The sequence below is a fragment of the Haemophilus seminalis genome (genome assembly GCF_006384255.1).
GTDB classification, from domain to species: Bacteria; Pseudomonadota; Gammaproteobacteria; order Enterobacterales; family Pasteurellaceae; genus Haemophilus; species Haemophilus seminalis.
Map to the genome: position 1 here is coordinate 140,396 of NZ_VCED01000004.1, position 24,804 is coordinate 165,199.

Below are 24,804 nucleotides of genomic sequence, written 5' to 3' on the forward strand. Positions count from 1 at the left end.
CACAACGATTAATGCTAGAAAGAAAATCAATCATTTGCTGACAATGGTTGATTTTTTCTATTTTTAAACCGCTTCATCATTTCACTTAAAGTTTTACAATTTCTTTGAAAACGACGACAATGAGGACAAGTTAACAAATGCATTTTTAAACCCATTTTTTCTTGCAATTCTAATGGTCGCTCATGAGAATCAGAAATTATCCGAGTGGCTTGAATACAACGCATAATTTTCTCCTAAAGTTTTTTTGATAGACAATTTTGCAACTGCAAACGGGCCCGATAAAGTGTGGTATGCAAGTTGGATGTGGTAAGCTGAGTTTCTTGACAAATTTCATCCGATGACAATTCTAAAAACTCTCTCATCATGAAAATTTTGGCATGTTTAGCGGGTAAACAAGTAAGGCAAGTTTCGAAAATCAACCAAAACTCATCAGAATACACCGTTTCCTCTTCGCCCTGTAATTCGCTCGGATAATATTCTATTTTCCAATGGCCTGTATCATCAAAAAATGTATTAGTTGACTGTTCATCTTCAATTTCACTTTCTAATACAAAGCGTCCTTTCTGGCGAAGATAATCAATAATTTTATTTTTTAGAATAGCAAAAACCCAAGTTTTAAAAGCGGCTTGATGTTTAAAATTCGCGAGATTGTTAAATGCACTTAAAAATGCTTCTTGTACTAAATCCTCAGCGAGGTCAGCATGGTGCAACTGTAACGTTGCAAATTTCAACATCTGCGTACGAATTTGTTGGAGTTCCGTATCAGAAATGGCATTCATTTTAATTCCTTTAAAATTTTTGTAAGAAATGTAAGAGAGCTTCGTCTAATAGAATGAAAGAAACAATTTCTTTCAATACTATTTTTACCACTCAAACAAGGAAATTTAAAATGAAAAATATTACATTGAAAAGTGCAATCTTAAGTATGACTATGTTATTTGGTGCGACAACCGTTTATGCAGAAGAAATGAAATCTGATACCATGTCAATGAAATCAGAACCAATGATGAATGCGCCAATGAAAAAAATGATGAAATCAGATGACATGCAAATGCACTCTGACCACATAATGAAGTCTGATGAAATGGGAATGAAATCTGATATGAAAATGAAATCTGATATGAAAATGAAATCTGACAAAAAGATGAAATCAAATAAAAAAATGAAAATGACAAAAGAAAAAATGTAAAGAACAGTCTGTAAAAGTGTGGTGAAAATATCAAAAATTTTTCACCGCACTTTGTTGAAACAGAGTTTACATCACCACCACATCAAACTGTTCTTGGTTATAAAACTGTTCTGTTTTCACCTTCACTCGTTTGCCAATAAACATTTCCACTTCTGGCAGTAAGCCGTGAGATTCTTCGTTAATAAGATATTCGGAAACTGCTGGTGAGGCATAAACAACAAATTGTTCGCTACTGAATAAATGATACACCCGAATAATTTCACGCATAATTTCGTAGCAAACTGTCTCAACAGTTTTCACTCGACCGCGTCCATGGCATGTTGGACATTCATCACATAGCACATGCTCAAGGCTTTCACGAGTTCTCTTACGAGTCATTTCCACAAGGCCTAATTGCGTAAAGCCATTCACATTAGTTTTCACACGATCTTTAGAAAGTGCATCGCATAAAGATTCTAATACTCGATTGCGGTGTTCATCTGTTTGCATATCAATAAAATCAATAATGATTATGCCACCCAAATTACGTAGTTGTAGTTGCTGAGCAATGGCTTTAGTTGCTTCAATATTGGTATTGAATATAGTTTCTTCTAGATTACGATGCCCCACAAATGCGCCTGTATTAATATCAATGGTGGTCATGGCTTCTGTTTGCTCGATAATCAAATAGCCACCAGATTTGAGATTAACACGTTTATCTAGCGCTGTTTGGATCGCATTTTCAACCCCATACACATCAAAGATAGGTTGATTGCCAGAATAAAGAACAAGTTTATCGCTTAGTTCAGGCATAAATTCATCGGTAAATTCTTTCACTTCGCCAAAGCAAAGTTTAGAGTCGATACGAATTTTCTCTAAGTTTGTTCCGATAAAATCACGCAAAATACGTTGCGGAAGGGCTGGCTCGCCATAAATTTTTGATTTAGTTGGATATTTAGATTTACGCTCTAAGACTTTACGCCATAAGCGTTTTAAAAATTCAGCATCTTGACGTAATTCTTCTTCGCTTGCCCCTTCTGTGGCGGTACGAATAATGAAACCGCCGAGTTCATCACAAAAAGGTTCAACTAATGCTTTTAAACGGGCGCGTTCTTCTTCGCTTTCAATGCGTTGTGAAACGCCTACATGGCTATTTTCCGGCATGAAAACAAGATGACGCGATGGCAATGTGATGTCTGTTGTTAAACGTGCGCCTTTTGTACCAAGGGGATCTTTCACCACTTGTACAACAATATCTTGCCCTTCGCGTACTAATTCTGAAATGCTTTTAACTTTAAATTGCTTTTGTTCATTTTCATCTACACATTCCGTATGAGATACAATATCGGCAGCGTGTAAAAAAGCCGCTTTTTCCAAACCAATGTCAACAAACGCAGACTGCATTCCGGGCAGTACTCGCGTTACACGACCTTTATAAATATTTCCGACAATTCCTCGTTTGGCTTGGCGTTCAATATGCACTTCGCGCAACATTCCTGTTTCTACTAGCGCAATGCGTGTTTCGTTAGGAGTTACGTTCATCAATAACTCTACAGCATCCATTTTATATTCCTAATTTCTTAAATTTCATCAAATATTCAGTCTAAATAGAATAATAGCCCGAAATAAGGTAAAATGCACCCTTTCTGAAATTTTTAACCCATTTTGGACTTTTTAAATGTTTGGATTCGACCCAACTCTTGTTACTTTTACTATTTATATTTTCGGGATGTTGCTGATTGGCGTACTAGCCTATTATTATACGAATAATTTATCAGATTACATTCTCGGTGGACGTCGTTTAGGCAGCTTTGTCACCGCAATGTCTGCTGGTGCTTCAGATATGTCTGGTTGGCTTTTAATGGGCTTGCCTGGTGCGGTATATTTATCAGGCTTAGTTGAAGGCTGGATTGCTATTGGTTTAACTATCGGGGCTTATTTTAACTGGCTTTTAGTGGCTGGTCGTTTGCGTGTTTATACAGAATTAAATAATAATGCCCTCACCCTCCCAGAATATTTTCACAATCGTTTTGGTTCATCACACAAATTATTAAAACTTGTTTCTGCCACCATTATTTTAGTATTTTTTACTATTTATTGTGCTTCGGGTGTAGTTGCAGGTGCAAAATTATTCCAAAATTTATTTTCGGTCGAATATTCCACCGCACTTTGGTATGGAGCATTAGCCACTATTCTCTACACTTTTATCGGTGGTTTTTTAGCTGTAAGTTGGACAGATACCATTCAAGCAACCCTTATGATTTTTGCGCTGCTTTTAACGCCTATTTTTGTGTTATTAAGCATTGGCGATACCGCTCAATTTTCCGCGGTATTAGCGCAAGCTGAAGCGGCTGCCAATAAAGATTTTACAGATTTATTTACTGCCACTACGCCACTTGGTCTATTAAGCCTTGCAGCTTGGGGATTGGGATATTTTGGGCAACCACATATTTTAGCGCGTTTTATGGCGGCTTATTCTGTCAAATCACTTATCAAAGCTCGCCGCATTAGTATGACATGGATGGTGCTTTGCTTAGGTGGTGCAATTGGTATTGGTTTCTTCGCAATTCCTTATTTCTTTGCCAATCCAAACATTGCCAGCACAGTCAACAATGAACCAGAGCAAGTGTTTATTGAACTCGCTAAACTTTTGTTTAATCCTTGGATCGCAGGCATATTACTTTCTGCTATTTTGGCTGCTGTAATGAGTACATTAAGCGCGCAATTGTTAATTTCATCTAGCTCAATCACAGAAGATTTCTATAAAGGTTTTATTCGCCCTAACGCATCTGAAAAAGAGCTCGTATGGCTTGGAAGAATTATGGTGTTAGTTATTGCCGCACTTGCTATCTGGATCGCACAAGATGAAAACAGCAAAGTATTAAAACTTGTCGAATTTGCTTGGGCTGGTTTTGGTAGTGCTTTTGGCCCTGTTGTACTTTTCTCTCTTTTCTGGAAACGAATGACATCATCAGGCGCGATGGCAGGTATGCTTGTAGGCGCAGTAACAGTATTTGCTTGGAAAGAAGTTATTCCAGCGGATACCGATTGGTTTAAAGTATATGAAATGATCCCTGGTTTTGCTTTCGGTAGCCTTGCAATTATTGTTGTCTCATTGCTGTCTAGCAAACCAGAAAAAAATGTTCTAGATACCTTTGACAAAGCAGAAAAGGCCTATAAGGAAGCAAAATGATCGACTTTCGCCCTTTTTATCAACAAATTGCGACTACAAATTTATCAGACTGGTTAGAGACCTTACCGCTCCAATTGAAAGAATGGGAAACTCAAACTCATGGCGATTATGAGAAATGGAGCAAAATTGTTGATTTCCTACCTGATTTACATGCTGATGAAATCGATCTCAAAAGTGCGGTGAAATCTGACCGCACTTCTCCCCTTTCAGAAGGTGAAAAACAACGAATTATCCATCATTTAAAACAATTAATGCCATGGAGAAAGGGGCCTTATCATCTTTTCGATATTCATGTAGATTGTGAATGGCGTTCAGATTTTAAATGGGATCGTGTTCTTCCTCATTTAGCACCGCTGCAAGGTCGCACTATTTTAGATGTGGGTTGTGGCAGCGGTTATCATATGTGGAGAATGGTAGGCGAAGGCGCAAAAATGGTCGTCGGGATTGATCCTACCGAACTTTTCCTTTGCCAATTTGAAGCAGTACGCAAGCTGCTTAATAATGATCGTCGAGCCAATCTTATCCCGCTTGGTATTGAGCAAATGCAACCATTAGCGGCATTTGATACTGTATTTTCAATGGGCGTACTCTATCATCGTAAATCCCCATTAGATCATTTAAGTCAGTTGAAAAATCAATTAGTAAAAGGTGGTGAATTGGTATTAGAAACGTTAGTAGTGGATGGCGATGTAAATACTGTGCTCGTACCAGCAGATCGCTATGCGAAAATGAAAAATGTTTATTTTATCCCCTCTGTCGCCGCACTAATTAACTGGCTAGAAAAAGTTGGCTTTACCAACGTACGTTGTGTGGATGTTGCGACAACTACATTAGAAGAACAGCGTAAAACTGATTGGTTGGAAAATGAAAGCCTGATTGATTTCTTAGATCCAAATGATCACTGTAAAACCATTGAAGGTTATCAAGCACCGAAAAGAGCGGTAATTTTATCGAATAAATAAGCTTTCAATCAAAAAAAGGGGGATATTATCCCCCTTATTTTTACCTACTACTATAAAATATTCTTTTCACCACGGGATAAACTAATTAATCCTGAACGAACTATTTCAAGCAATGTCGCCTCCTCTTTTAATGCATTAATAAAAGCATCAATTTTATCTTTCGTACCGCTAAGTTGAACGGTATAAGATTTTGGCGTCACATCTACAATCTGTCCACGGAAAATATCCGCTAAACGTTTGATCTCATCACGAGATGAACCAACTGCTCTTACTTTAACCAAAACTATTTCACGTTCTACATGCTCTTGCTCACTCAAATTAATCACTTTAAATACATCAACTAATTTATGAAGTTGCTTTTCGATTTGCTCTAAAACCTGCTCATCTCCCACAGCTTCTATCGTCATACGAGACAATGTAGGATCGTCCGTTGGTGCAACTGTCAAACTTTCAATATTAAATGCACGTTGGGAGAATAAACCAACAACACGAGATAAAGCACCAGACTCATTTTCGAGTAAAACAGATAAAATTCTACGCATTAGTTTGTCTCCTCTTGAGGTTTACTTAAAATCATTTCATTCATTGCGCCACCACGAATTTGCATTGGATACACATGCTCAGATTCATCTACATTAATATCTACAAATACTAATTTATTTTTAATGCTGAATGCTTCTTGCAATTTACTTTCAAGTTCATCTGGTGTCGCAATTTTTATACCGACATGACCATAAGATTCAGCCAATTTCACAAAATCAGGCAAGGAATTCATATAGGTTTGCGAGTGGCGGCCAGAATAAATCAAATCTTGCCATTGTTTTACCATTCCTAAGAAATGATTGTTCAAACAAATAATAACAACAGGGATGCCATACTGAGTTGCAGTAGAAAGCTCTTGAATATTCATTTGAATACTTCCATCGCCAGTAACGCAAACAACCGTTGCTTCCGGATGAGCCAATTTCACGCCTAATGCAGCGGGCAAACCAAATCCCATGGTACCAGCGCCACCAGAGTTAATCCAATGACGAGGCTCATCAAATGGATAATGTAACGCTGCAAACATTTGATGTTGTCCAACATCAGAAGCCACATATGCCTGTCCTTTAGTAAGACGATATACCGCTTCCATGACTTGTTGCGGTTTAATCACGCCAGAAGTGCGGTCAAATTCCAAACATTTTTTTGCTTTCCATTGGTTGATTTCTTGCCACCAACTTTCAAGATCTGTTTGAGATTTTAATCCCTCTTCATTCAATAAACTCAAAAATTCTTCCAATACATTTTTCGCATTTCCGACAATTGGAATCGCTGCTGGAACATTTTTAGAAATCGAGGTTGGATCAATATCAATATGAATCACTTTGGCATTTGGGCAATATTTTTCTAAATTATTTGTTGTACGATCATCAAAACGAACACCAACCCCTAAAATAAGATCACTTTCGTGCATTGCCGTATTGGCTTCGAAAGTACCGTGCATCCCTAACATTCCTAGGAATTGTTTATCTGTGCTTGGATACGCGCCTAATCCCATTAGAGAGGCTGTTACAGGTAAATTTAAACGATGTGCTAAAATTGTTAATTCTTCACTACACTCCGCTGAAATTGCCCCGCCACCAACGAAAAGTATCGGTTTCTTCGCCACTAAAAGTGCTTTTAATGCTTTTTTAATTTGGCCTTTGTGCCCATTTACTGTCGGATTATAAGAGCGTAACTCTACAGATTCTGGGTATTCATAAGGATATTTAAAATTCGGATTTACAGTATCTTTTGGAATATCCACCACAACAGGTCCAGGACGACCAGTTGAGGCGATATAAAAAGCTTTTTTCAAAATAGATGGAATATCTTCCGCTTTTTTGACAATAAAGCTATGCTTCACAACTGGACGAGAAATCCCCACCATATCACATTCTTGGAACGCATCTCGGCCAATTAAATTACTCATGACCTGACCAGAAATAATAACCATAGGCACAGAATCTGTATAAGCCGTTAAAATCCCAGTGATTGCATTTGTTGCTCCTGGCCCCGAAGTCACTAATACACATCCAACTTTACCTGTAGAACGTGCATAGCCATCCGCCATATGTACGGCTGCTTGTTCATGGCGAACTAAAATATGTTCAATACCACCTAGTGTATGGATCGCATCATAAATATCTAATACTGCCCCACCAGGATAACCAAATAAATACTCTACGCCTTCATCGCGTAAAGATTGAACCACCATCTCTGCGCCAGATAACTTCTTCATTTTTTACTCCTAAAACGAACCCGCACTTTCAAAAGTGCTCATGCTTTGTATCAATGATTTACATCATACTAAGCAAAAAGTTTTTGTCTAGTCTACATAACGGCTAAAAAAAACAACAAAACAGAATAAAAAATTAAACAATCGCACTAAATTAGATTTTTATAAAAAAAATAACACTTTAAAATAAAAAAATGCGACCTTATGTCGCATTTTATAAATTTATCAAAATTTTATACTTTATTTAGATTTTTGAGCAAGATCACATTTTTAACGTTTTTTCACGGCAAATACGATTAAAAATAATGAAACCGCTGTCGCAGCAAAACCAGCTAAACCTGAATAAGTGAATCCAACTACGATGTAACCGATAGCCGTTGCAGTTGCAACTGTTGCAGCATAAGGAAGCTGAGTAGTCACATGATCCATATGGTTACATTTTGCACCAGTTGAAGATAAAATCGTTGTATCCGATACTGGCGAACAATGGTCACCACATACAGCTCCCGCCATCACTGCAGATAAACAAGGGAGTAATAATTCTGGCGCAGTATTTGCAGCCATAGCCGCTGCAATTGGTAACATAATACCAAATGTCCCCCAGCTTGTGCCGGTTGAGAAGGCCATTGCAGAACCAAGAATAAATAAAATTACTGGTAAGAATTGCATTGGGATATTACCAGAAACAAGCGAAGATAAATATTTACCAGTTTGCATATCCCCAACGACTTTATTAATTGTCCATGCAAAGAATAAAATTGCGATTGCACCAGCCATTGATTTAATACCTGCGATCCAAGAGCGTGCATATTCAGGAACACTTACTTGACGATCAATAATAATTAATAAAGTAGAAACTAGAATCGAGCAAGTACCACCCACAACTAAAGAAGTTCCAACAACCGTATTTTCAAACGCACCTAAAATGCTAAATTCTTTGCTATCCGCTGCTAATGCTGATGCACCGGTGTAAATCATCATTGTAACCGTTGAAAAAATTAAAACTAAGATAGGTAATACGAGATTACGTACGTGACCTTTTGCACCAGTTTCTTCTTCTAATTCATCTTCAGAATTTTCCAAAGCTAATTTTTCATGGCGTGCCATTGAAGCAATATCGAAAGAAAAATATGCCACAAAGAACACCATGATAATTGAGAAAATTGCATAGAAGTTCATTGAGCTCATTGCCACGAATGCACCAATTGGTGTGTACTCAGTAATGGAATAAGTTGCTAATAAACCGCCTACTAAGGTAATAATGTATGCGCCCCAACTTGAAACTGGCATCATTACACACATAGGTGCTGCCGTTGAATCCAAAATATACGCAAGTTTCGCACGAGAAACTTTAAAACGATCGGTCACAGGACGAGCAATTGCACCTACAGCGAGACTGTGGAAATAATCGTCAATAAAAGTAACAAAAACTAATGATGCCGCCAATAATTTAGCACCACGACGACCTTTAATACGGCTTTGTGCCCATTCAGCAAACGCACGATTACTACCTGATACGGTTAAAAGTGCGGTTAAAACACCAAGCAATAATAAGAACAAGACAATGTTCATATTAGAGTTAATTGCGCCATCAGCATAAACAAGTGAAATCACGTTGCTTGATAGATAACTGAAAGAGGGGCCAATATTCCAGCCACCTAACATTAACGCACCAACAATAATCCCTGCACTGAGAGACACCAATACACGACGAGTTGCAATCGCCAAGACAATCGCCAGTAAAGCTGGGATGATTGACCAAACTGAGGATGAAAAATCGATAAGTTCCATTAAGAGATACCTACAATTAATGGAGAGAACGGAAAGCAAAGGACAGAATAAGACCAGAACAACCGTAGCGCTCCATAGTTAATCAAAAAAACTATGACAGTGACGCCCCTTTCAAGTACGCCACCAACTAGCTGAAATGACTTTCAACTAATTTCGGCAATCATTCCTTTCTTTTTTCTTCATCGTTATCCACTCAGAAAAAATACTTATAATAATTGCGCCTCTACTTTTGTAGTGTCTAACAAGATTACCTTAAAAATCTTGCATTGCCAACAAAAATAATATTATTTTTATAATAAATTTAGATAAATACACCTTAATTTTAAAACAAAATATTAACATAATTTAATTTTAATATATTTATATAAATTCAGTATTTACAAATTTTTTAACTTTCTCTATTATTAATAGTGCCAATTTTAAATTAACAAACATTGATTTTTACTATGAGGTTTATAATGAATGAATTAACAAAAGGATTAATGAATCTACGCAGTTTGCGTGTTGCTGTACGTGAACTCACTTTAGAACAAGCAGAAAGCGCGCTTGAAAAACTACAAACTGTAATTGAAGAAAAACGTATTGCTGAAGAGGAATTGATTAAGTCTGAATCAGAACGCAAAGAGCGTATTGCAAAATATAAAGAATTAATGGAACAAGATGGTATAACGGCTGAAGAATTCCAAGCTATTTTTAATGTATCATCTGTTACTCCTAGAGTTAAACGTGCACCTCGCCCAGCAAAATATGCCTTTATTGATGAAAATGGAGAGCGTAAAACATGGACTGGTCAAGGCCGAACACCTCGCCCAATTCAAAATGCATTAAATTCAGGTAAATCATTATCTGATTTCGAAATTTAATTTTTCTATTTGAAACTAGAACCCATTTTTATGGGTTCTATTTTTTTATCTAAACCTAGCACACAACATTATGATCGAAAAAAAAATATTACTCACCGATTGTCCTGATGATAAAGGCCTAATAGCTAAAATAACTAACATTTGTTACAAACATCAACTAAATATTCTGCATAATAATGAATTTGTAGATTTTGAAACCAAACATTTCTTTATGCGCACAGAATTGGAAGGTATTTTTAACGAAGCTACTTTATTAGAAGATCTAAAATATAGCTTACCCGAAGGAACACATTGTCGATTAATTAGTGCAAAACGTAAACGAATTGTTATTTTAGTCACAAAGGAAGCTCACTGTCTCGGCGATATTTTAATGAAAAATTATTATGGTGCGCTTGATGTAGAAATTGCAGCAGTAATCGGCAACCATGATAATTTACGCGAGCTCGTTGAGCGCTTCAATATTCCATTTCATTTAGTTAGTCATGAAGGCTTAACTCGTATTGAGCACGACAAATTATTAGCTGAAAAAATTGATGAATATACGCCAGATTATATTGTTCTCGCTAAATATATGCGTGTACTAAATCCCGAATTTGTTGCTCGTTATCCAAATCGAGTGATTAATATCCACCATTCATTCTTACCTGCTTTCATTGGCGCCAAACCTTATCAACAAGCCTATGAACGAGGTGTAAAAATTATCGGTGCAACAGCACATTTCATTAATAATGAATTAGATCAAGGTCCAATCATTATGCAAAATGTCATTAATGTGGATCATACTTATAGCGCAGAAGCGATGATGCGTGCTGGTCGTGATGTAGAAAAAACAGTATTAAGTCGCGCACTTGATCTTGCTTTACACGATAAAATTTTTGTTTATAAAAATAAAACGGTGGTGCTGTAATGGAAAAAATCACCCTTTCTCCAATAAGTGCGGTTGAAGGAACGATTAATTTACCAGGTTCTAAAAGTTTATCAAACCGAGCATTACTTTTGGCTGCCTTAGCTAAAGGCACAACAAAAGTAGCCAATTTATTAGATAGCGATGATATTCGCCATATGCTTAATGCATTCAGTTCCTTGGGCGTGAAATATCAACTTTCTGATGATAAAACAATTTGTGAAATTGAAGGCTTAGGAGGTTCATTTAATATTCAAGATGGACTTTCTCTTTTCCTTGGCAACGCAGGAACCGCAATGCGCCCCCTAACTGCCGCGCTTTGTTTAAAGGGGCAAAAAATGGGGGAAATCATCTTAACAGGTGAACCTCGTATGAAAGAACGGCCAATTCTACATTTAGTCGATGCATTACACCAAGCGGGTGCAGAGATTCGCTACTTAGAAAATGAAGGTTATCCTCCGCTCGCAATTCGCAACACAGGGATAAAAGGGGGAAAACTCAAAATTGATGGTTCTATTTCATCCCAATTTTTAACCGCACTTTTAATGTCTGCTCCACTTGCAGAAAATGATACAGAAATTGAAATTATCGGTGAATTAGTCTCTAAACCTTATATTGACATCACCCTTTCAATGATGAAATATTTTGGTGTTCATGTTGAAAATCATGATTATCAAAAGTTCCACGTAAAATGCAATCAGTCCTATATTTCACCGGGTAAATATTTAGTAGAAGGGGATGCCTCATCAGCCTCTTACTTTCTCGCAGCTGGTGCTATTAAAGGAAAAGGAAAAGTAAAAGTAACGGGCATTGGTAAAAACTCAATTCAAGGCGATCGTTTATTTGCTGATGTATTAGAAAAAATGGGGGCAAAAATCACTTGGGGAGAGGATTTTATTCAAGCCGAACATAATGAATTACACGGTATTGATATGGATATGAACCATATTCCTGATGCTGCAATGACGATCGCAACCACTGCTCTCTTTGCCAATAGTGAAACCGTCATTAGAAATATTTATAACTGGCGCGTAAAAGAAACAGATCGATTAACAGCAATGGCAACTGAGCTACGTAAAATTGGTGCAGAAGTCGAAGAAGGCGAAGATTTTATTCGTATTCAACCGCTTGCATTCAATCAGTTTAAACATGCTGATATTGAGACTTATAATGATCACCGCATGGCAATGTGCTTTTCGTTAATTGCACTTTCAAATACATCAGTCTCAATACTTGATCCTAAGTGTACAAGCAAAACATTTCCGAAATTCTTCTATGAATTTGAGAAAATTTGCATAAGAAACTAACTTAAAGTGCGGCCAAAAATATGACCGCACTTTTCGTACATTATAATCCTACATTATCTTTAATCCGTTCAGCAAATATGCCGATACTCAATGCAAAATAATTAGATTTATTCCAATCTAAAATAGTACGGAAATTATTCGAAACTAAAAACGCTCTATCCGCTTCGCGATCAGGGCGAACTAACCAAAGCTGAGCATTTTCAAGTGTATTTAATTTTGCTTGCTCTTGTGGATTGGCACTTTTTAAAATTAGCCCCATCGTTTGCCAATCTTTTAAAGAGCGAGCTTTATTGCTTTCTGTACCAGAATAACTCAAATCAATAGGTTGGGTGAGCATCACCTCTACGCCCCAAGGTAAACTATTATCCCAGCCTACTGTATGCAAATAATTTGCAATAGAAGCAAAAGTATCAAACTGGTTTTTCCAAATATCTTTTACGCCATCATTATTTCCATCAGCCGCATAACGTAAGAAAGTGCTTGGCATAAACTGAGTTTGTCCCATCGCGCCCGCCCACGAACCTAACATACGTTCACGTTGAATATGATCTTTTTCAAGCATTTTCATGGCTGAGATAAATTCTTTCGTAAATAATTTTTCTCTACGACCTTCAAAAGCCAAGGTTGCCACTGCAGAAAGTACATCATATTTGCCTTGATAATGCCCGAAACTACTTTCCATTCCCCATAGAGCAAGCAAATACTCCTGCTGAACACCATATTTTTGGCTTGCTTTTTGCAATGGTGCTTGCACTTCCCAATAACGCTCAGCCGCGACATTCACTTTATTTTGAGTTAGCACTCTATTGAGATAATTACTCGTGCCATTAGGATTAGCCACTAGAGGGGAGTTAGGATCTTTTTTACGAATTTTACCGGCTTGTTCACGATCTAAATCTACTGCCTTTTGCATATAGAGAATATTATTTTGAGCATTCAATACCGATAATGACACACCTTCAGCGGCTGCTTTACCTTTTAAAAATTGAACATAATCATTAAAATTTTCTGGTGTTCTTTGCTTAGTATAACTAGTGCTATTAACTACAGGCTTAATATCAGACGAACTAGAACAGCCAACTAAAAAAAGTGCGGTCGATAATACAGAAATTTTAAATAACATATTCAATTTCATTGGATTTCCTATTTACGTAAAAAAGTTTGATAAAGGTTTTTCAATAACGAGGTTGGCAATAAACGAGAACCAAAACGCAATGCAAAAGTAAATAATCCAGATAACAATCCTTGAATTCCCAAACGATATTTTAATTTGAATAAACGCCATTCTGCTTTGGCTTGATTGACACCACGACGGCGACTCACCATGCCATTTCCTACTCGTGCATAAACTAAAATATCAGGCAAATTCGCGACATGTAAACCTTGCGCGACAAGTTTGATCCACAAATAATAATCTTCTTGAAGATCTTCATATCCACCACAATTAATGACCGCACTTTTTTGATATGCCACCGTCATGTGATTAAACGGACAACGTTTTTGCGTGAATTTGATAATTTCTTGAGCAGACGTTGGCACATTACGATATGCCACAATATCATTTACATTTTCACCAAATTCAGCAATTTGTCCGCCAAAAATAATGGTTTCAGAATGCTTTTCAATAAACGCCACTTGCTTTTCAAAACGATCAGGCACGCAAATATCATCGGTATCCATACGGAAAACCCAGTCATAAGCACAATGCAATAAACCCTCGTTTAAGGCTTTCCCTAAGCCTCGATTTTGTGGCAATTTAACTAATTTTAATGGCAGTTTTGTTTCAAACTCCGTCACAACAGATTCTAATTCTGGCGTTACTGCCCCATCAAATACCAATATAATTTCATCTGCTTGACGAGTTTGTGCCACAAGACTTTCAAAACACTCCCGCAAGAATTGAGGATTTTCCTTAATATATAAGGACATTAGGACTGAAAATTTCATTTTATTTTCCTACATAAACCGTTTTAAATTAATCGCTAATTTTGGCGAAATTAAAATAACCAACGTAATAATGAATTGCTTAATGCTTTTTGTTTTCTTAAAAATATCAAAATAATATTTTGCCGCTTTACGCGATAAATTCATGATATGGGGATAAGCCAAAATATAGCTCGCGTTAATATCAAAATTATGAGCTTGCTCTACCGTTTTCACATAATGCTCGCGAATATAATCAATCGCTTTCTGCGTATTAGTAGTATCCGTAGACACACTTGAACGTTTGGTATGGAAAGTACAATAAGTTAGTAGCTCATTAATTTTATAAGGTTTAAAACTCGGCTCTTGTAGCAGTTTTAACAAGAAATCATAGTCTTCCAAAGAACGAAGTGCAGTGGATAATCCGCCTATCTTTAAAAACATCTCTTTTTTAATCGCAACCATTGGCATGCCACCAATCTTATTGGCTAACAAAATACGTTCTGTCGAGATTTCTTGAGGTTCAATCGGTTGAGTCACATAAGTAAACCCTTCATTGACCATTTCACACTTAGCTGGATGATAAATAAAATTAATGTCTGGATTTTGCTCAATAACTTGTAACACTTTTTCACATTTTTCTGGCATAAAACGATCATCATCATCGAGAAACAGCAACCAATCTCCCTTTGATGCACGCGCGCCAATATTACGACTTTCTGCCGCACCTTGATTCGTTTCATTACGAATCACTGTAACTGGAAAAGAATAGCTTTCCTCAACGACGACTTTCTCTTTGGAGCAATCATCCACAATAATCACTTCAAAATGAGTCGATGTTTGTTGAGTTAAACTTTCTAATAAAGCTGGCACTTCTGCTTTTCGATTATAAGAAGGCACAATAATGCTTAACATAATTCCTTCCTTTAATTAGCCAAATTTTTCTTAATCGCAAAAAATTTTTTCAATGGATATTTTATTAATTTTTTAAACAAATTATTGGATAAAGATCCACGAACACTTTCTAAATTGCTTATCAATACAGGATTTTCAATTATCATAAGAGGACGAACCACTTTATTTCTTATATTAAAATCCTGTTCAAAGAGTAAAAAATCATCCGCTAACCAAAATGGCTTATTTTGAGAAAATTGCTGAATAAATCTTCTTGCAGCTGATTTTTTAATAAGATAGCCCACAGTTCCAGCAAAATAACTTTTATAAGGGAAAGCGTAATTTACATTGCCTGTTTTTTTGCATAGACAAGAAAAAGTTGTCGGATAATTAATTTCTAAATCAAAATCATTGAAATCATTAATTTTAGACTGTCCAACCAATATAATTTCAGACTCAAGTTTTTCTGATAAAAGTGCGGTTAAATTTTGCTGAAAATCTGAGTGAAATAAAGCATCGTCTTCACAGACTAACGCATAACGATCTTCAGCGATGCCATTGTCTTCAACAATTTTTTGGTACACAGAAAGATGACTTAATGTACAGCCGATTTCGCCCTTAGTGACATTACGGCCATAATGTGCTTTAAATTGTTCAATATTAAAAATAGTAGCTAATTCATCCCAATCTTTTTGCATGGTATTAATGGCAGAAAAAATTTGGAAATCCTCAGTATTTTTTTGAGAAAAGAATAATTCCCGACGCTGAATATCTTTATCTAAAGAGATCAAATATTTTTTTAACATAAAATTATTCCTTATAAAATCACTTTCCATTCTTCAATAATTTTCTCAATGCCATAATCTTCACTCATTAAACGAGATTTATCTGACATTTGTTGATAAAGTTCAGGATTATTCATTAATAAATCTAAACCGTTAACCATTTCTTCAATATTATTTTGTTCACAAAGAAAACCATTTTCTTTATGTTCCACTAATTGCTTTACACCAGGAGAACAATTAAAGGCAACAATAGGTAAGCCAAATGCCATTGCTTCAATAACAACTAAAGGCAAGCCTTCTGTTTGTGAAGGTAAACAATAAATTGAACTGCTTTCATAATAAAAAGCGACATCATTGGTACGAGGAATAAAATTAACTGAATCTTCAATATCCAATGCTTTAGCAAGATTTTTTAAATTCTCTTCTTCCTCACCCGATCCCACTATTTTTAAATTCCAATCCGGATGATTTTTTGACAAAAAATGCCAAGCTTTTAATAAATAATCAAAACCTTTATAAGAAAATAAATGCCCTACAGATAAAAGAGTTTTATTTTCCCATTTTGCTAATTTATTCTTTGGCAAAAGCGTATTTGGATTAGCAATACTGATTATATTGTTCGTTTTAAATTTTTCTTGCCACAGCGTTTTTTCTGACTCGGTTAATGTAACGACTCTATCACATCTTGTTGAAGCTAAATATTTACCAAGTGTACGAACTAGACGATTGCCGGTAAAGTTAAAAGAATAATGCTCCCATAAAATATGCTTTACATGTAAATTAACCAACGCTAAAGCAGAAAAAAGCATAATCGCACCATCAACTACAATTAAGGTATCCAGCTGTAATTCTTTAACCAATTCTCTTAATTTTTTTGTGATAGAAAAATAATCTTTTTTCAATGAATAGGGCAATTTATTCATTGCGTAAATATTAATTTTTTCATCAACTTGGAAAAAAGGCTTATTACCGCCAATGCTAATAAAAGAAACATCATATCCCTGTTTAGCAAGAGCATTAGCAACATTAATAGAAACTCGCTCCGTTCCACCCGCACTTTCGATATTCATAATAAAGAAACCGATTTTTTTCATCTTAAATTTCCTTATAAATCGTTAATCCAAGGTCTGGAAATGAATCGTAACAGAATTGCCATCTTGGAATACTCGTTCTAATAAAACGAATTTCTACATTAGGATGACTTAATAAATTAAATGCAACAGAACTGAAGAACGTATAAATAATCACTTTTTTATTAGCTAAATTCTTAAATACGTAATCTTCAAAAATGAGTTCTGATTCAACATAATTTACCCCATCCACTCGATAATCTTCTGCTGGATGAGGGAAATAATAGTCAAAAGGAATCTGATCTTTTAATTTTTTTATTAATGAGATGTTTTCCTCTTTTGTATTTAACAAGGGTTGTCCAATAAAAAATGAGACCTTACCATCTATATCACCATCTACTTTATTATCCCATAAGGAAATAGGTTCAACATTGGGAACAATATTTTTATAATTAGGATAAACTGTATAATGTTTTTTTATTTTGTTAAATAATTTATTCACACTATATTTATCGCCAATAAAGGCTTTAATCAGTTTATATTTAAATGTATCAGGCTCTCTCAATAAATTAGGGTGTGGGAAAATATTATCTGAACCATCATCAAAGGTATAAAGCTCTTTAAATGAAACATGACTAAGATAAGTTTGTAGCCATAATGAATTAAGATTGGCGAGAAAAACCTTATCAAAACCTTTGTGCGTAATTTTATTCTTAAGCTGACGCATTAACTTGAGAGAATCGAAACCTTTTAGATCTTTTCCCGTATCAATGTTGATCGAATCATTACAAACTTCTGCTAATTTACTCGCATACAAGGTTCTTTTTTTATCCCATACACCACCAAACATGACGCCAAAGAATTGCTCGTTAGGATGTAATTCAATGATTTTTCTCGCAATTAATACTTGCAATGGTGTGCAACAAAGAATGAGATTCATAGGGTTTTACTCACTTTAGATGTCATAAAATAAAGAATAGGAATAATGGAAAGCGAACCAATAATTCCAGCATAAGGGATATATTTAATTTCTGTAAAAGTTAAAACCACAAGGCTCGCTACATAAATGATTGTAGATAAAACGGAACATTGGGAAATAAGTTTATTTTTTCCATAATAGAAAAGATAATTAACTAAAATCAAATAAGGAATACTTAATGTGGTCGAAATTAAAAATAAAATAATATAATATTTCGTTCCCACAAATTGGCTACCTAAAATCCAAACTAGCACATCTTCAGGAATAATCCACATGACTAAAGCAGGAATAGGTATCAGCAAAAAGGAAAATAACGCCCATTTATGTAATTGTTGAATCATTAATTTTTTTTGTTTTAAGGCTTCATAAAAATAGGGAATGATCGCTTTATTAAGTGCTTGAATAGCAATAGAGACAACTAAAGCAAGTTGGGCGCCCATGGCGTAAAGCCCTAAATCTGTTTCACTGAATTTGTGATAAATAAAAATACGGTCTAACTGCCCTTTTAAGAAAAAACTCGCATGATGCAAAATAAGCGGCAATCCAAATCCTAAAATATAAAATAATGCAGATTGATAATGTTTAAATTGATATTTTTTAGATGTTGCACTCTTTCTGTAAAGAAAATAAGAAAAAAACCAAACGACCAAATTGCTCAATAAAATTGCCAAAATTCTTTTTTCAACAAGATCATTTTGATAATACTCAAGCAATGCGACGGTAAACACCGCACCAGTAACAGTGAGTGAAAATTGAATAAAAGCATAGGACCAAGCCTTTTTCTGGCATTGTCTTACACTTAGCTGAACATTTAAGAAAGATTGGAAAATTGAGGAAAGTGCGGCATAAAATAATATTTCAGACTGAGCAATCCAACAACCCATTAAAATAATGCAGCCAATTATCGTGGTATAAGCATAGCCAGTATTCACCACTAAATTTAATGAACGTTTTCCGTAAAAATAAAAATAACGGGAAATTGCGCCCTCTTGAGTTAAAGAAACCACAATCAAGAATAAACTTAAAAAAGTTTGATAATAAGAAAGTGAGCCATACCCTTCTACGCCCAATTTACGTGATAAATAAGGCAAAAGTAAAAAAGGAACTAACTTTGACGATAATTCCCCAAAAAGGTAAATGACACTGTCTTTAAAAACTTTCATAAATATAACCGCACTTTTGATGAATTCGAGCGTTTGTTTATCAAAAAATAAGGGGCTTATTTTAACAAAATCAACATAGACAAGCTATGACTAATCATTATAATAAAACCGCTCTATATCAAGGATCTTATCTATGTTAGAACTAGGAAAACTTCTTACCGCACTTATCGCGCCACCTCTCAATACCTTTGTATTACTAATTATTGCAGTGATTCTTTATCGTGTTCATTTCAAAAAATTAGCCAAATTTCTTGCGCTTATCAGTTTCACTTGGCTTTATGTCATGAGTGTGCCTTTTACAGGTTTATTGCTAACAGATAATGATGATACGCCAGCCCTTACGATAAATGACTATAAACAAGCTCAAGCCATTGTCATATTAGGCGGTGGATCTTACCCAACCAAAGAACTGTATTCAGAAACAGCTTCTGGCGCACCACAACTAGAACGTTTACGTTATGCGGCATTTTTACAAAAAGAAACGGGCTTGCCTGTTTTAACAACGGGCTATTCTTTGATAGGTATTTCCGAAGGCGACTTAATGGCAAAAGAACTTAACCAATTCTTTAATGTACCAACGCAATGGATAGAAAATAAAGCCCGTAATACGGAAGAAAATGCCAGTTTCACTAAAAATATTTTGGTTAAAGATCATATTCAAAAAATCATTTTAGTAACAAATCAATGGCATATGAAACGAGCCAAATATCTTTTTGAAAAACAAGGATTCGATGTACTTCCTGCTGCAGCGGCAAGCTATGGCAGCAAAGGAAATTTATCTGCAAAATCTTTTGTTCCTGACTTAGGTGCGTTGAATAGCAATATGGTTTTATTAAAAGAGTGGATTGGTTATTGGAAAGTACATTAATCTGATATAAAAGAGGTCACAAAATGCGACCAATCTTCTAAAATTCTTTTGAGATTAAACTTTCGGCTAATTGTAAATCCAGAGTTGAATCAATATCAATCGAGCGATAAGTAGGCATTAAATAAAAACGCATAGGCTCAATAAAAAAACGTTTTTCTACAAATAAACTCTCAATATCATTAATATAAATAGCTCCATTTGCACGGTAAGATTTCGGTAATTTTTGACGCGGTGCTTCAAAATCACTTATCTCATGAATAGGTTTTACATCTTCATTTTCTAAAGTAAATGATTTATAAGGATGATGTTCGCATTCACAAGCTGATATCACCGACTTATATTTTCCTCCTAGGAAAATTTCTATTGCATTACGAATATCTAAAGCATTGCGTAATGGACTTGTTGGCTGTAACAAAACAGCTACTCCCTCAGAAATATTTAGGCTTTCTAAGCAATGTAAAATAGCATCAATTGTGCGAGTATCACTTTGTGCTAAACTCTCAGGGCGAGCCACCGAAATTGCACCATATTTTTCTGCCTCTTTCAGAATCTTCTCCCCATCAGAGGTTACAACAACCTGATCAAACATTCCCGATTCTTGTGCAGCTAAAATGGCACGACCAACTAAAGACACACCTCCAACAAGCTGTAAATTTTTATCTTTAATTCCTTTTGAACCAGCCCTAGCAGGTATAATTGCAATTCTTTTCATTTTTTGCTCCACATGACAAAGTGTCTTTCATTTTAGAATGTTTCCCTTGTTTTAGCAAAAATTAATCTTTAACATATCCTCATCTATTTTCTAATAAAAGGAAAACAAATGATTCAACTTACTCGCGAACAACTTATTGAACTATTCAATAGACGTAGCTCTACACGCTATTACGATCCAAACAAAAAAATTAGCAACGAAGATTTTCAAGCTATTTTAGAATGCGCAAGATTATCACCAAGTTCTGTTGGTTCCGAGCCTTGGAAATTTTTAGTCATCCAAAATAAAACCTTACGCGAAAAAATGAAACCATTCAGCTGGGGAATGAACAATCAATTAGATAACTGTAGCCATCTAGTGATCATCCTAGCAAAGAAAAATACACGTTATGATAGTGAGTTTTTTACCGATGTGATGACACGTAAAGGTCTAAATATAGAACAACAACATGCGGCACTAGAAAAATATAAGAGCTTTCAAGAAGAAGACATGAAATTACTTAAAAATGAACGCGCTTTATTTGATTGGTGTAGTAAACAAACCTATATTGCCCTTGCCAATATGTTAACTGGGGCAACCGCACTTGGTATTGATTCCTGCCCTATTGAAGGATTCAATTATGATAAAATGAATGAATGCTTAGCTCAAGAAGGTCTATTGGATCCTAATGAATACGGCGTTTCTGTTGCAGCAACCTTTGGTTATCGCTCACGTGATATTACTAAAAAATCTCGAAAGGAATTTGATGAAATTATACAGTGGGTAGAATAATCCTGTATAAAGTAAAAAGCTCCCAACTTGGGAGCTTTATTTTTAGCATTAAAAATTAGCGACGTAAACCTAAACGAGCGATAGTGCTTTGGTATAAAGCAAGATCAGTACGTTTTAAGTAATCTAAAAGTTTACGACGACGAGAAACCATACGTAATAAACCACGACGACCATGGTGGTCTTTTTTATGCTCTGCAAAGTGAGCTTGTAAGTGGTTGATTTGTGCAGTTAATAATGCGATTTGAACTTCAGAAGAACCAGTATCTTTCGCATCACGACCAAATTCAGCAACGATTGCTGCTTTTTTTTCAGTACTTAGAGACATTTTTTACTCCTAAAAGGTAGTGTTGTTAATACATCATTCGCCGATCTCTAACTCAGCGATGACAGGGAGCTCGCATTCTAGCGTTCAATAAGCTTAAATGCAAGGTTTAAAGCTAAAAGCTAAAAAATAAAATTGAAAAACATTATATCTTCTCAATCACCACCTTTATATCCTCTGGCTATGCATAATAAGGTACAGAAGTGATAAATAAACGAATACCTAATTTGGCATAATCTGATATGTTATCTTTATTTCCCCCTCCAACTACAGAAAGCAGAATATCTTTCTGTTTTAATTGAAATAGCGATAAAGCCTTTAATTTCATATAAATATTAAAGCAACAAAAAAGGTTGGGACTCCCCAACCTTTCACTTAATCTTTCAATAATTTAATTTTTTCAATCACATTTGTTGTTGAACAACCATTTTCAAAGTTTAGTACTTTAACATCACCTCCGTTTGCCCAAACTTCTTTTGCGCCAGCAATCTCTTCGGGTTTGTAATCTCCGCCTTTGACTAAAAGATCCGGTAGAATTTCACCGATTAAACGTTGTGGTGTATCTTCAGTGAATGGCACCAACCAATCCACAGATGCCAAACCAGCCAGTACCGCCATTCTAGTTTCAAGGTTGTTAATTGGGCGACTGTCACCTTTTAAGCGTTTAACGGAATCATCGCTGTTTACCGCGACAATTAAACGATCGCCCAATTTGCGTGCATTTTCTAAATAAGAAACATGCCCTGGATGCAAAATATCGAAACAGCCATTCGTCATCACAATTTTTTCACCGCGCGCTTTAGCTTGTGCGACAGCATCTTTTAATTCTGCTTCGCTCATAATGCCAAATCCCGTTTCAGGACGAGCATGAATCGCATTTTCAAGTTCCACAGTCGAAACCGTTGAAGTCCCCAATTTCCCCACCACAATTCCTGCGGCAATATTGGCTAGGTAACAAGATTCTTCGAAAGAACGTCCATCTGCTAATGCGGTTGCTAATACGCTAATAACAGTATCACCAGCTCCTGTCACATCAAACACTTCTTTTGCGACAGTTGGCAAATGATAGGGTTCTTGATTTGGACGTAATAATGTCATCCCTTTTTCAGAACGAGTTACCAAAAGTGCGGTTAATTCAATATCAGAAATTAATTTTAAACCTTTCTCAATAATCTCTTTTTCTGTATTACATTTACCCACAACAGCTTCAAATTCAGACATATTTGGTGTCAATAATGTCGCACCACGATAACGTTCAAAATCAGTTCCCTTTGGATCGATCAATACAGGCACATTTGCTTTGCGTGCAATTTGAATCATTTGCTGAACATCTTTAAGCGTGCCTTTACCATAATCAGAAAGAATCAAAGCACCGTAATTTTTCACCGCACTTTCTAACTTCGCTAATAAATCTTTGCAATCTACATTATTGAAATCTTCTTCAAAATCAAGGCGAAGTAACTGTTGGTGACGAGATAAAATACGTAATTTAGTAATGGTTGGATGGGTCTCTAATGCAACAAAATTACAATCGATTTTTTGTTTTTCTAATAAGAGGGAAAGTGCAGAACCGGTTTCATCTTGTCCAATCAATCCCATTAATTGAACGGGTACATTAAGTGAAGCAATATTCATCGCCACATTTGCTGCTCCACCCGCGCGCTCTTCATTTTCTTCCTGTACACGAACCACTGGCACCGGTGCTTCTGGTGAAATACGGTTGGTTGCGCCGAACCAATAACGATCAAGCATCACATCGCCTAATACGAGTACTTTTGCTTGCTTAAATTCTGCTGAATATTGAGCCATTTTAAAATCTCTCTATTTGAATAACCAAAATTGCGGCAATTTTACCACAACTCAAATTTACGATAAACTACGCCCCTAACTTACGTGGAAAGAACAATGAAAAACGAAAAACTCCCTCAATTTCAACCGCACTTTTTAGCCCCAAAATACTGGCTTTTTTGGCTAGGCGTGGCAATTTGGCGAAGTATTTTATGTCTTCCCTATCCTATTTTGCGCCATATTGGTCATGGTCTCGGTTGGCTGTTTTCACATTTAAAAGTAGGTAAACGTCGAGCTGCCATTGCACACCGTAATCTTGAACTTTGTTTCCCTGATATGCCTGAAAACGAACGTGAGGCGATTTTACAAGAAAATCTTCGTTCAGTAGGCATGGCAATTATCGAAACCGGCATGGCTTGGTTTTGGTCGGATTCACGTATCAAAAAATGGTCGAAAGTTGAAGGCTTGCATTATCTAAAAGAAAATCAAAAAGATGGAATTATTCTCGTCGGTGTTCATTTCTTAACGCTAGAACTTGGCGCACGCATTCTTGGCTTGCATCATCCAGGCATTGGTGTTTATCGTCCAAATGATAATCCTTTGCTTGATTGGCTACAAACACAAGGCCGTTTACGCTCTAATAAAGATATGCTTGATCGTAAAGATTTACGCGGAATGATCAAAGCTTTACGCAATGAAGAAACCATTTGGTATGCGCCTGATCACGATTACGGCAGAAAAAATGCCGTTTTTGTTCCCTTTTTTGCGGTGCCCGATGCTTGCACAACCACAGGTAGTTATTATTTATTGAAATCCTCACCAAATAGCAAAGTGATTCCATTTGCGCCATTACGCAATAAAGATGGTTCAGGCTATACTGTGAGTATTTCAGCGCCTGTTGATTTTACGGATTTACAAGATGAAACGGCGATTGCTGCGCGAATGAATCAAATCGTTGAAAAGGAAATAATGAAGGACATAACAATATATATGTGGCTACATCGTCGTTTTAAAACGCGTCCAGATGAAAATACGCCTAGTTTATACGATTAAAAGTGCGGTCGAATATCACCGCACTTTT

The 24,804-nt window shown here is 35.9% G+C and carries 25 protein-coding genes, 1 pseudogene and 1 riboswitch; of the genes and pseudogenes, 9 read left to right on the forward strand and 17 right to left on the reverse strand.

The window, feature by feature from the left end:
* Nucleotides 1-26: 26 nt before the first annotated feature.
* Nucleotides 27-224: an anti-sigma factor family protein gene (locus tag FE813_RS06985; RefSeq protein WP_139990002.1), complete on the reverse strand. Its 198-nt coding sequence runs from the start codon at nucleotides 222-224 to the stop codon at nucleotides 27-29.
* Nucleotides 225-233: 9 nt separating this feature from the next.
* On the reverse strand, nucleotides 234-779 hold the full coding sequence (locus tag FE813_RS06990; protein WP_009500308.1) for a sigma-70 family RNA polymerase sigma factor: 546 nt from the start codon (nucleotides 777-779) through the stop codon (nucleotides 234-236).
* Nucleotides 780-889: 110 nt separating this feature from the next.
* On the opposite strand from FE813_RS06990, the gene FE813_RS06995 reads away from it, so the two are divergent.
* Entirely contained in the window at nucleotides 890-1,189 is a 300-nt protein-coding gene (locus FE813_RS06995; RefSeq protein ID WP_139990003.1) for a hypothetical protein, read from the forward strand.
* A gap of 66 nt (nucleotides 1,190-1,255) precedes the next feature.
* On the opposite strand, the gene rng is transcribed toward FE813_RS06995, so the two are convergent.
* Complete coding sequence (gene rng, locus FE813_RS07000) at nucleotides 1,256-2,731, reverse strand: ribonuclease G (protein ID WP_046950290.1); 1,476 nt, start codon at nucleotides 2,729-2,731, stop codon at nucleotides 1,256-1,258.
* Nucleotides 2,732-2,846: 115 nt separating this feature from the next.
* On the opposite strand from rng, the gene putP reads away from it, so the two are divergent.
* Both putP and cmoB read left to right on the forward strand, forming a co-directional pair.
* Nucleotides 2,847-4,361 carry a sodium/proline symporter PutP gene (gene putP, locus FE813_RS07005; RefSeq protein ID WP_139990004.1) on the forward strand — a complete coding sequence of 505 codons (1,515 nt, stop codon included), beginning with the start codon at nucleotides 2,847-2,849 and terminating at the stop codon, nucleotides 4,359-4,361.
* Nucleotides 4,358-5,323 carry a tRNA 5-methoxyuridine(34)/uridine 5-oxyacetic acid(34) synthase CmoB gene (gene cmoB, locus FE813_RS07010; protein ID WP_139990005.1) on the forward strand — a complete coding sequence of 322 codons (966 nt, stop codon included), beginning with the start codon at nucleotides 4,358-4,360 and terminating at the stop codon, nucleotides 5,321-5,323. The genes putP and cmoB overlap by 4 nt, the downstream gene beginning before the upstream one ends.
* A 50-nt stretch (nucleotides 5,324-5,373) precedes the next feature.
* Here the strand turns inward: cmoB and ilvN are convergent, their stop codons facing one another.
* The 3 genes from ilvN to FE813_RS07025 form a co-directional block, all read right to left on the reverse strand.
* Nucleotides 5,374-5,865 (reverse strand): acetolactate synthase small subunit, encoded by a 492-nt coding sequence (ilvN, locus tag FE813_RS07015; protein ID WP_048952595.1) that lies wholly within the window; start codon nucleotides 5,863-5,865, stop codon nucleotides 5,374-5,376.
* The gene (locus FE813_RS07020) at nucleotides 5,865-7,586 is read right to left on the reverse strand and encodes an acetolactate synthase 3 large subunit (protein WP_139990006.1); all 1,722 of its coding nucleotides are present in this window, start codon (nucleotides 7,584-7,586) and stop codon (nucleotides 5,865-5,867) included. Before FE813_RS07020 ends, ilvN begins: the two co-directional genes overlap by 1 nt.
* A gap of 267 nt (nucleotides 7,587-7,853) precedes the next feature.
* On the reverse strand, nucleotides 7,854-9,374 hold the full coding sequence (locus FE813_RS07025; protein WP_139990007.1) for a Na+/H+ antiporter NhaC family protein: 1,521 nt from the start codon (nucleotides 9,372-9,374) through the stop codon (nucleotides 7,854-7,856).
* A gap of 57 nt (nucleotides 9,375-9,431) precedes the next feature.
* Nucleotides 9,432-9,608, reverse strand: a riboswitch (Lysine riboswitch).
* A 224-nt stretch (nucleotides 9,609-9,832) separates the two neighbouring features.
* On the opposite strand from FE813_RS07025, the gene FE813_RS07035 reads away from it, so the two are divergent.
* The 3 genes from FE813_RS07035 to aroA all read left to right on the forward strand — a co-directional run bounded on the left by FE813_RS07035 (nucleotide 9,833) and on the right by aroA (nucleotide 12,448).
* Nucleotides 9,833-10,237 (forward strand): H-NS histone family protein, encoded by a 405-nt coding sequence (locus FE813_RS07035; protein ID WP_139990008.1) that lies wholly within the window; start codon nucleotides 9,833-9,835, stop codon nucleotides 10,235-10,237.
* Between the two features lie 70 nt (nucleotides 10,238-10,307).
* Entirely contained in the window at nucleotides 10,308-11,144 is an 837-nt protein-coding gene (gene purU / locus FE813_RS07040; protein ID WP_139990009.1) for a formyltetrahydrofolate deformylase, read from the forward strand.
* Nucleotides 11,144-12,448 carry a 3-phosphoshikimate 1-carboxyvinyltransferase gene (aroA, locus tag FE813_RS07045; protein WP_139990010.1) on the forward strand — a complete coding sequence of 435 codons (1,305 nt, stop codon included), beginning with the start codon at nucleotides 11,144-11,146 and terminating at the stop codon, nucleotides 12,446-12,448. The genes purU and aroA overlap by 1 nt, the downstream gene beginning before the upstream one ends.
* Before the next feature lie 40 nt (nucleotides 12,449-12,488).
* On the opposite strand, the gene FE813_RS07050 is transcribed toward aroA, so the two are convergent.
* Genes FE813_RS07050 through lsgA form a run of 7 tightly spaced genes read right to left on the reverse strand, consistent with a single transcriptional unit; the run spans nucleotide 12,489 to nucleotide 19,262 of the window.
* Nucleotides 12,489-13,583, reverse strand: coding sequence for a lytic murein transglycosylase (locus FE813_RS07050; RefSeq protein ID WP_139990011.1), 1,095 nt, complete (start codon nucleotides 13,581-13,583; stop codon nucleotides 12,489-12,491).
* Nucleotides 13,584-13,591: 8 nt separating this feature from the next.
* Entirely contained in the window at nucleotides 13,592-14,395 is an 804-nt protein-coding gene (gene lsgF / locus FE813_RS07055) for a lipooligosaccharide biosynthesis galactosyltransferase LsgF (RefSeq protein ID WP_180978702.1), read from the reverse strand.
* 9 nt (nucleotides 14,396-14,404) lie between these two features.
* Nucleotides 14,405-15,286, reverse strand: coding sequence for a lipooligosaccharide biosynthesis N-acetyl-glucosamine transferase LsgE (gene lsgE / locus FE813_RS07060; protein ID WP_139990012.1), 882 nt, complete (start codon nucleotides 15,284-15,286; stop codon nucleotides 14,405-14,407).
* An 11-nt stretch (nucleotides 15,287-15,297) separates the two neighbouring features.
* On the reverse strand, nucleotides 15,298-16,071 hold the full coding sequence (gene lsgD, locus FE813_RS07065; RefSeq protein ID WP_139990037.1) for a lipooligosaccharide biosynthesis galactosyltransferase LsgD: 774 nt from the start codon (nucleotides 16,069-16,071) through the stop codon (nucleotides 15,298-15,300).
* 11 nt (nucleotides 16,072-16,082) lie between these two features.
* Nucleotides 16,083-17,144 carry a lipooligosaccharide biosynthesis family 4 glycosyltransferase LsgC gene (gene lsgC / locus FE813_RS07070; RefSeq protein WP_139990013.1) on the reverse strand — a complete coding sequence of 354 codons (1,062 nt, stop codon included), beginning with the start codon at nucleotides 17,142-17,144 and terminating at the stop codon, nucleotides 16,083-16,085.
* 1 nt (nucleotide 17,145) lies between these two features.
* Nucleotides 17,146-18,060 carry a lipooligosaccharide biosynthesis sialyltransferase LsgB gene (gene lsgB, locus FE813_RS07075; protein WP_139990014.1) on the reverse strand — a complete coding sequence of 305 codons (915 nt, stop codon included), beginning with the start codon at nucleotides 18,058-18,060 and terminating at the stop codon, nucleotides 17,146-17,148.
* Nucleotides 18,057-19,262 carry a lipooligosaccharide flippase LsgA gene (gene lsgA / locus FE813_RS07080; RefSeq protein ID WP_139990015.1) on the reverse strand — a complete coding sequence of 402 codons (1,206 nt, stop codon included), beginning with the start codon at nucleotides 19,260-19,262 and terminating at the stop codon, nucleotides 18,057-18,059. The genes lsgB and lsgA overlap by 4 nt, the downstream gene beginning before the upstream one ends.
* Nucleotides 19,263-19,395: 133 nt before the next feature.
* Here lsgA and FE813_RS07085 point away from each other — a divergent pair, with 133 nt between their 5' ends.
* Complete coding sequence (locus FE813_RS07085) at nucleotides 19,396-20,130, forward strand: YdcF family protein (RefSeq protein WP_139990016.1); 735 nt, start codon at nucleotides 19,396-19,398, stop codon at nucleotides 20,128-20,130.
* A gap of 37 nt (nucleotides 20,131-20,167) precedes the next feature.
* Here FE813_RS07085 and siaB read toward each other — a convergent pair whose 3' ends face one another.
* Entirely contained in the window at nucleotides 20,168-20,842 is a 675-nt protein-coding gene (gene siaB, locus FE813_RS07090) for a 5-acetyl neuraminic acid cytidyl-transferase (RefSeq protein WP_180978703.1), read from the reverse strand.
* A gap of 108 nt (nucleotides 20,843-20,950) precedes the next feature.
* On the opposite strand from siaB, the gene FE813_RS07095 reads away from it, so the two are divergent.
* A complete protein-coding gene (locus FE813_RS07095; protein WP_139990018.1) occupies nucleotides 20,951-21,613 on the forward strand; it encodes an NAD(P)H-dependent oxidoreductase in 663 nt (220 codons plus the stop codon).
* 55 nt (nucleotides 21,614-21,668) lie between these two features.
* Here FE813_RS07095 and rpsO read toward each other — a convergent pair whose 3' ends face one another.
* The 3 genes and pseudogenes from rpsO to hldE all read right to left on the reverse strand — a co-directional run bounded on the left by rpsO (nucleotide 21,669) and on the right by hldE (nucleotide 23,744).
* Nucleotides 21,669-21,938 carry a 30S ribosomal protein S15 gene (rpsO, locus tag FE813_RS07100; protein ID WP_005628925.1) on the reverse strand — a complete coding sequence of 90 codons (270 nt, stop codon included), beginning with the start codon at nucleotides 21,936-21,938 and terminating at the stop codon, nucleotides 21,669-21,671.
* A gap of 178 nt (nucleotides 21,939-22,116) precedes the next feature.
* A pseudogene (locus tag FE813_RS10700) lies at nucleotides 22,117-22,254 on the reverse strand (ModD protein); the annotation flags it as partial.
* A 56-nt stretch (nucleotides 22,255-22,310) separates the two neighbouring features.
* Nucleotides 22,311-23,744, reverse strand: coding sequence for a bifunctional D-glycero-beta-D-manno-heptose-7-phosphate kinase/D-glycero-beta-D-manno-heptose 1-phosphate adenylyltransferase HldE (gene hldE / locus FE813_RS07110; RefSeq protein WP_139990019.1), 1,434 nt, complete (start codon nucleotides 23,742-23,744; stop codon nucleotides 22,311-22,313).
* Between the two features lie 96 nt (nucleotides 23,745-23,840).
* On the opposite strand from hldE, the gene htrB reads away from it, so the two are divergent.
* Nucleotides 23,841-24,776 (forward strand): lipid A biosynthesis lauroyl acyltransferase HtrB, encoded by a 936-nt coding sequence (gene htrB / locus FE813_RS07115; protein ID WP_139990020.1) that lies wholly within the window; start codon nucleotides 23,841-23,843, stop codon nucleotides 24,774-24,776.
* Nucleotides 24,777-24,804: the final 28 nt, after the last annotated feature.

Bases quoted from the DNA above. Each gene is read 5' to 3' on its own strand.
- FE813_RS07035 (WP_139990008.1), top strand. From the start codon at position 9,833: ATGAATGAATTAACAAAAGGATTAATGAATCTACGCAGTTTGCGTGTT.
- purU (WP_139990009.1), top strand. From the start codon at position 10,308: ATGATCGAAAAAAAAATATTACTCACCGATTGTCCTGATGATAAAGGC.
- FE813_RS06985 (WP_139990002.1), bottom strand. From the start codon at position 224: ATGCGTTGTATTCAAGCCACTCGGATAATTTCTGATTCTCATGAGCGA.
- FE813_RS07085 (WP_139990016.1), top strand. From the start codon at position 19,396: ATGTTAGAACTAGGAAAACTTCTTACCGCACTTATCGCGCCACCTCTC.
- putP (WP_139990004.1), top strand. From the start codon at position 2,847: ATGTTTGGATTCGACCCAACTCTTGTTACTTTTACTATTTATATTTTC.
- FE813_RS07020 (WP_139990006.1), bottom strand. From the start codon at position 7,586: ATGAAGAAGTTATCTGGCGCAGAGATGGTGGTTCAATCTTTACGCGAT.
- lsgF (WP_180978702.1), bottom strand. From the start codon at position 14,395: ATGAAATTTTCAGTCCTAATGTCCTTATATATTAAGGAAAATCCTCAA.
- hldE (WP_139990019.1), bottom strand. From the start codon at position 23,744: ATGGCTCAATATTCAGCAGAATTTAAGCAAGCAAAAGTACTCGTATTA.
- lsgE (WP_139990012.1), bottom strand. From the start codon at position 15,286: ATGTTAAGCATTATTGTGCCTTCTTATAATCGAAAAGCAGAAGTGCCA.
- lsgD (WP_139990037.1), bottom strand. From the start codon at position 16,071: ATGTTAAAAAAATATTTGATCTCTTTAGATAAAGATATTCAGCGTCGG.
- htrB (WP_139990020.1), top strand. From the start codon at position 23,841: ATGAAAAACGAAAAACTCCCTCAATTTCAACCGCACTTTTTAGCCCCA.
- FE813_RS07050 (WP_139990011.1), bottom strand. From the start codon at position 13,583: ATGAAATTGAATATGTTATTTAAAATTTCTGTATTATCGACCGCACTT.
- aroA (WP_139990010.1), top strand. From the start codon at position 11,144: ATGGAAAAAATCACCCTTTCTCCAATAAGTGCGGTTGAAGGAACGATT.
- siaB (WP_180978703.1), bottom strand. From the start codon at position 20,842: ATGAAAAGAATTGCAATTATACCTGCTAGGGCTGGTTCAAAAGGAATT.
- ilvN (WP_048952595.1), bottom strand. From the start codon at position 5,865: ATGCGTAGAATTTTATCTGTTTTACTCGAAAATGAGTCTGGTGCTTTA.
- FE813_RS06995 (WP_139990003.1), top strand. From the start codon at position 890: ATGAAAAATATTACATTGAAAAGTGCAATCTTAAGTATGACTATGTTA.
- lsgB (WP_139990014.1), bottom strand. From the start codon at position 18,060: ATGAATCTCATTCTTTGTTGCACACCATTGCAAGTATTAATTGCGAGA.
- FE813_RS07095 (WP_139990018.1), top strand. From the start codon at position 20,951: ATGATTCAACTTACTCGCGAACAACTTATTGAACTATTCAATAGACGT.
- lsgA (WP_139990015.1), bottom strand. From the start codon at position 19,262: ATGAAAGTTTTTAAAGACAGTGTCATTTACCTTTTTGGGGAATTATCG.
- cmoB (WP_139990005.1), top strand. From the start codon at position 4,358: ATGATCGACTTTCGCCCTTTTTATCAACAAATTGCGACTACAAATTTA.
- rng (WP_046950290.1), bottom strand. From the start codon at position 2,731: ATGGATGCTGTAGAGTTATTGATGAACGTAACTCCTAACGAAACACGC.
- rpsO (WP_005628925.1), bottom strand. From the start codon at position 21,938: ATGTCTCTAAGTACTGAAAAAAAAGCAGCAATCGTTGCTGAATTTGGT.
- lsgC (WP_139990013.1), bottom strand. From the start codon at position 17,144: ATGAAAAAAATCGGTTTCTTTATTATGAATATCGAAAGTGCGGGTGGA.
- FE813_RS07025 (WP_139990007.1), bottom strand. From the start codon at position 9,374: ATGGAACTTATCGATTTTTCATCCTCAGTTTGGTCAATCATCCCAGCT.
- FE813_RS06990 (WP_009500308.1), bottom strand. From the start codon at position 779: ATGAATGCCATTTCTGATACGGAACTCCAACAAATTCGTACGCAGATG.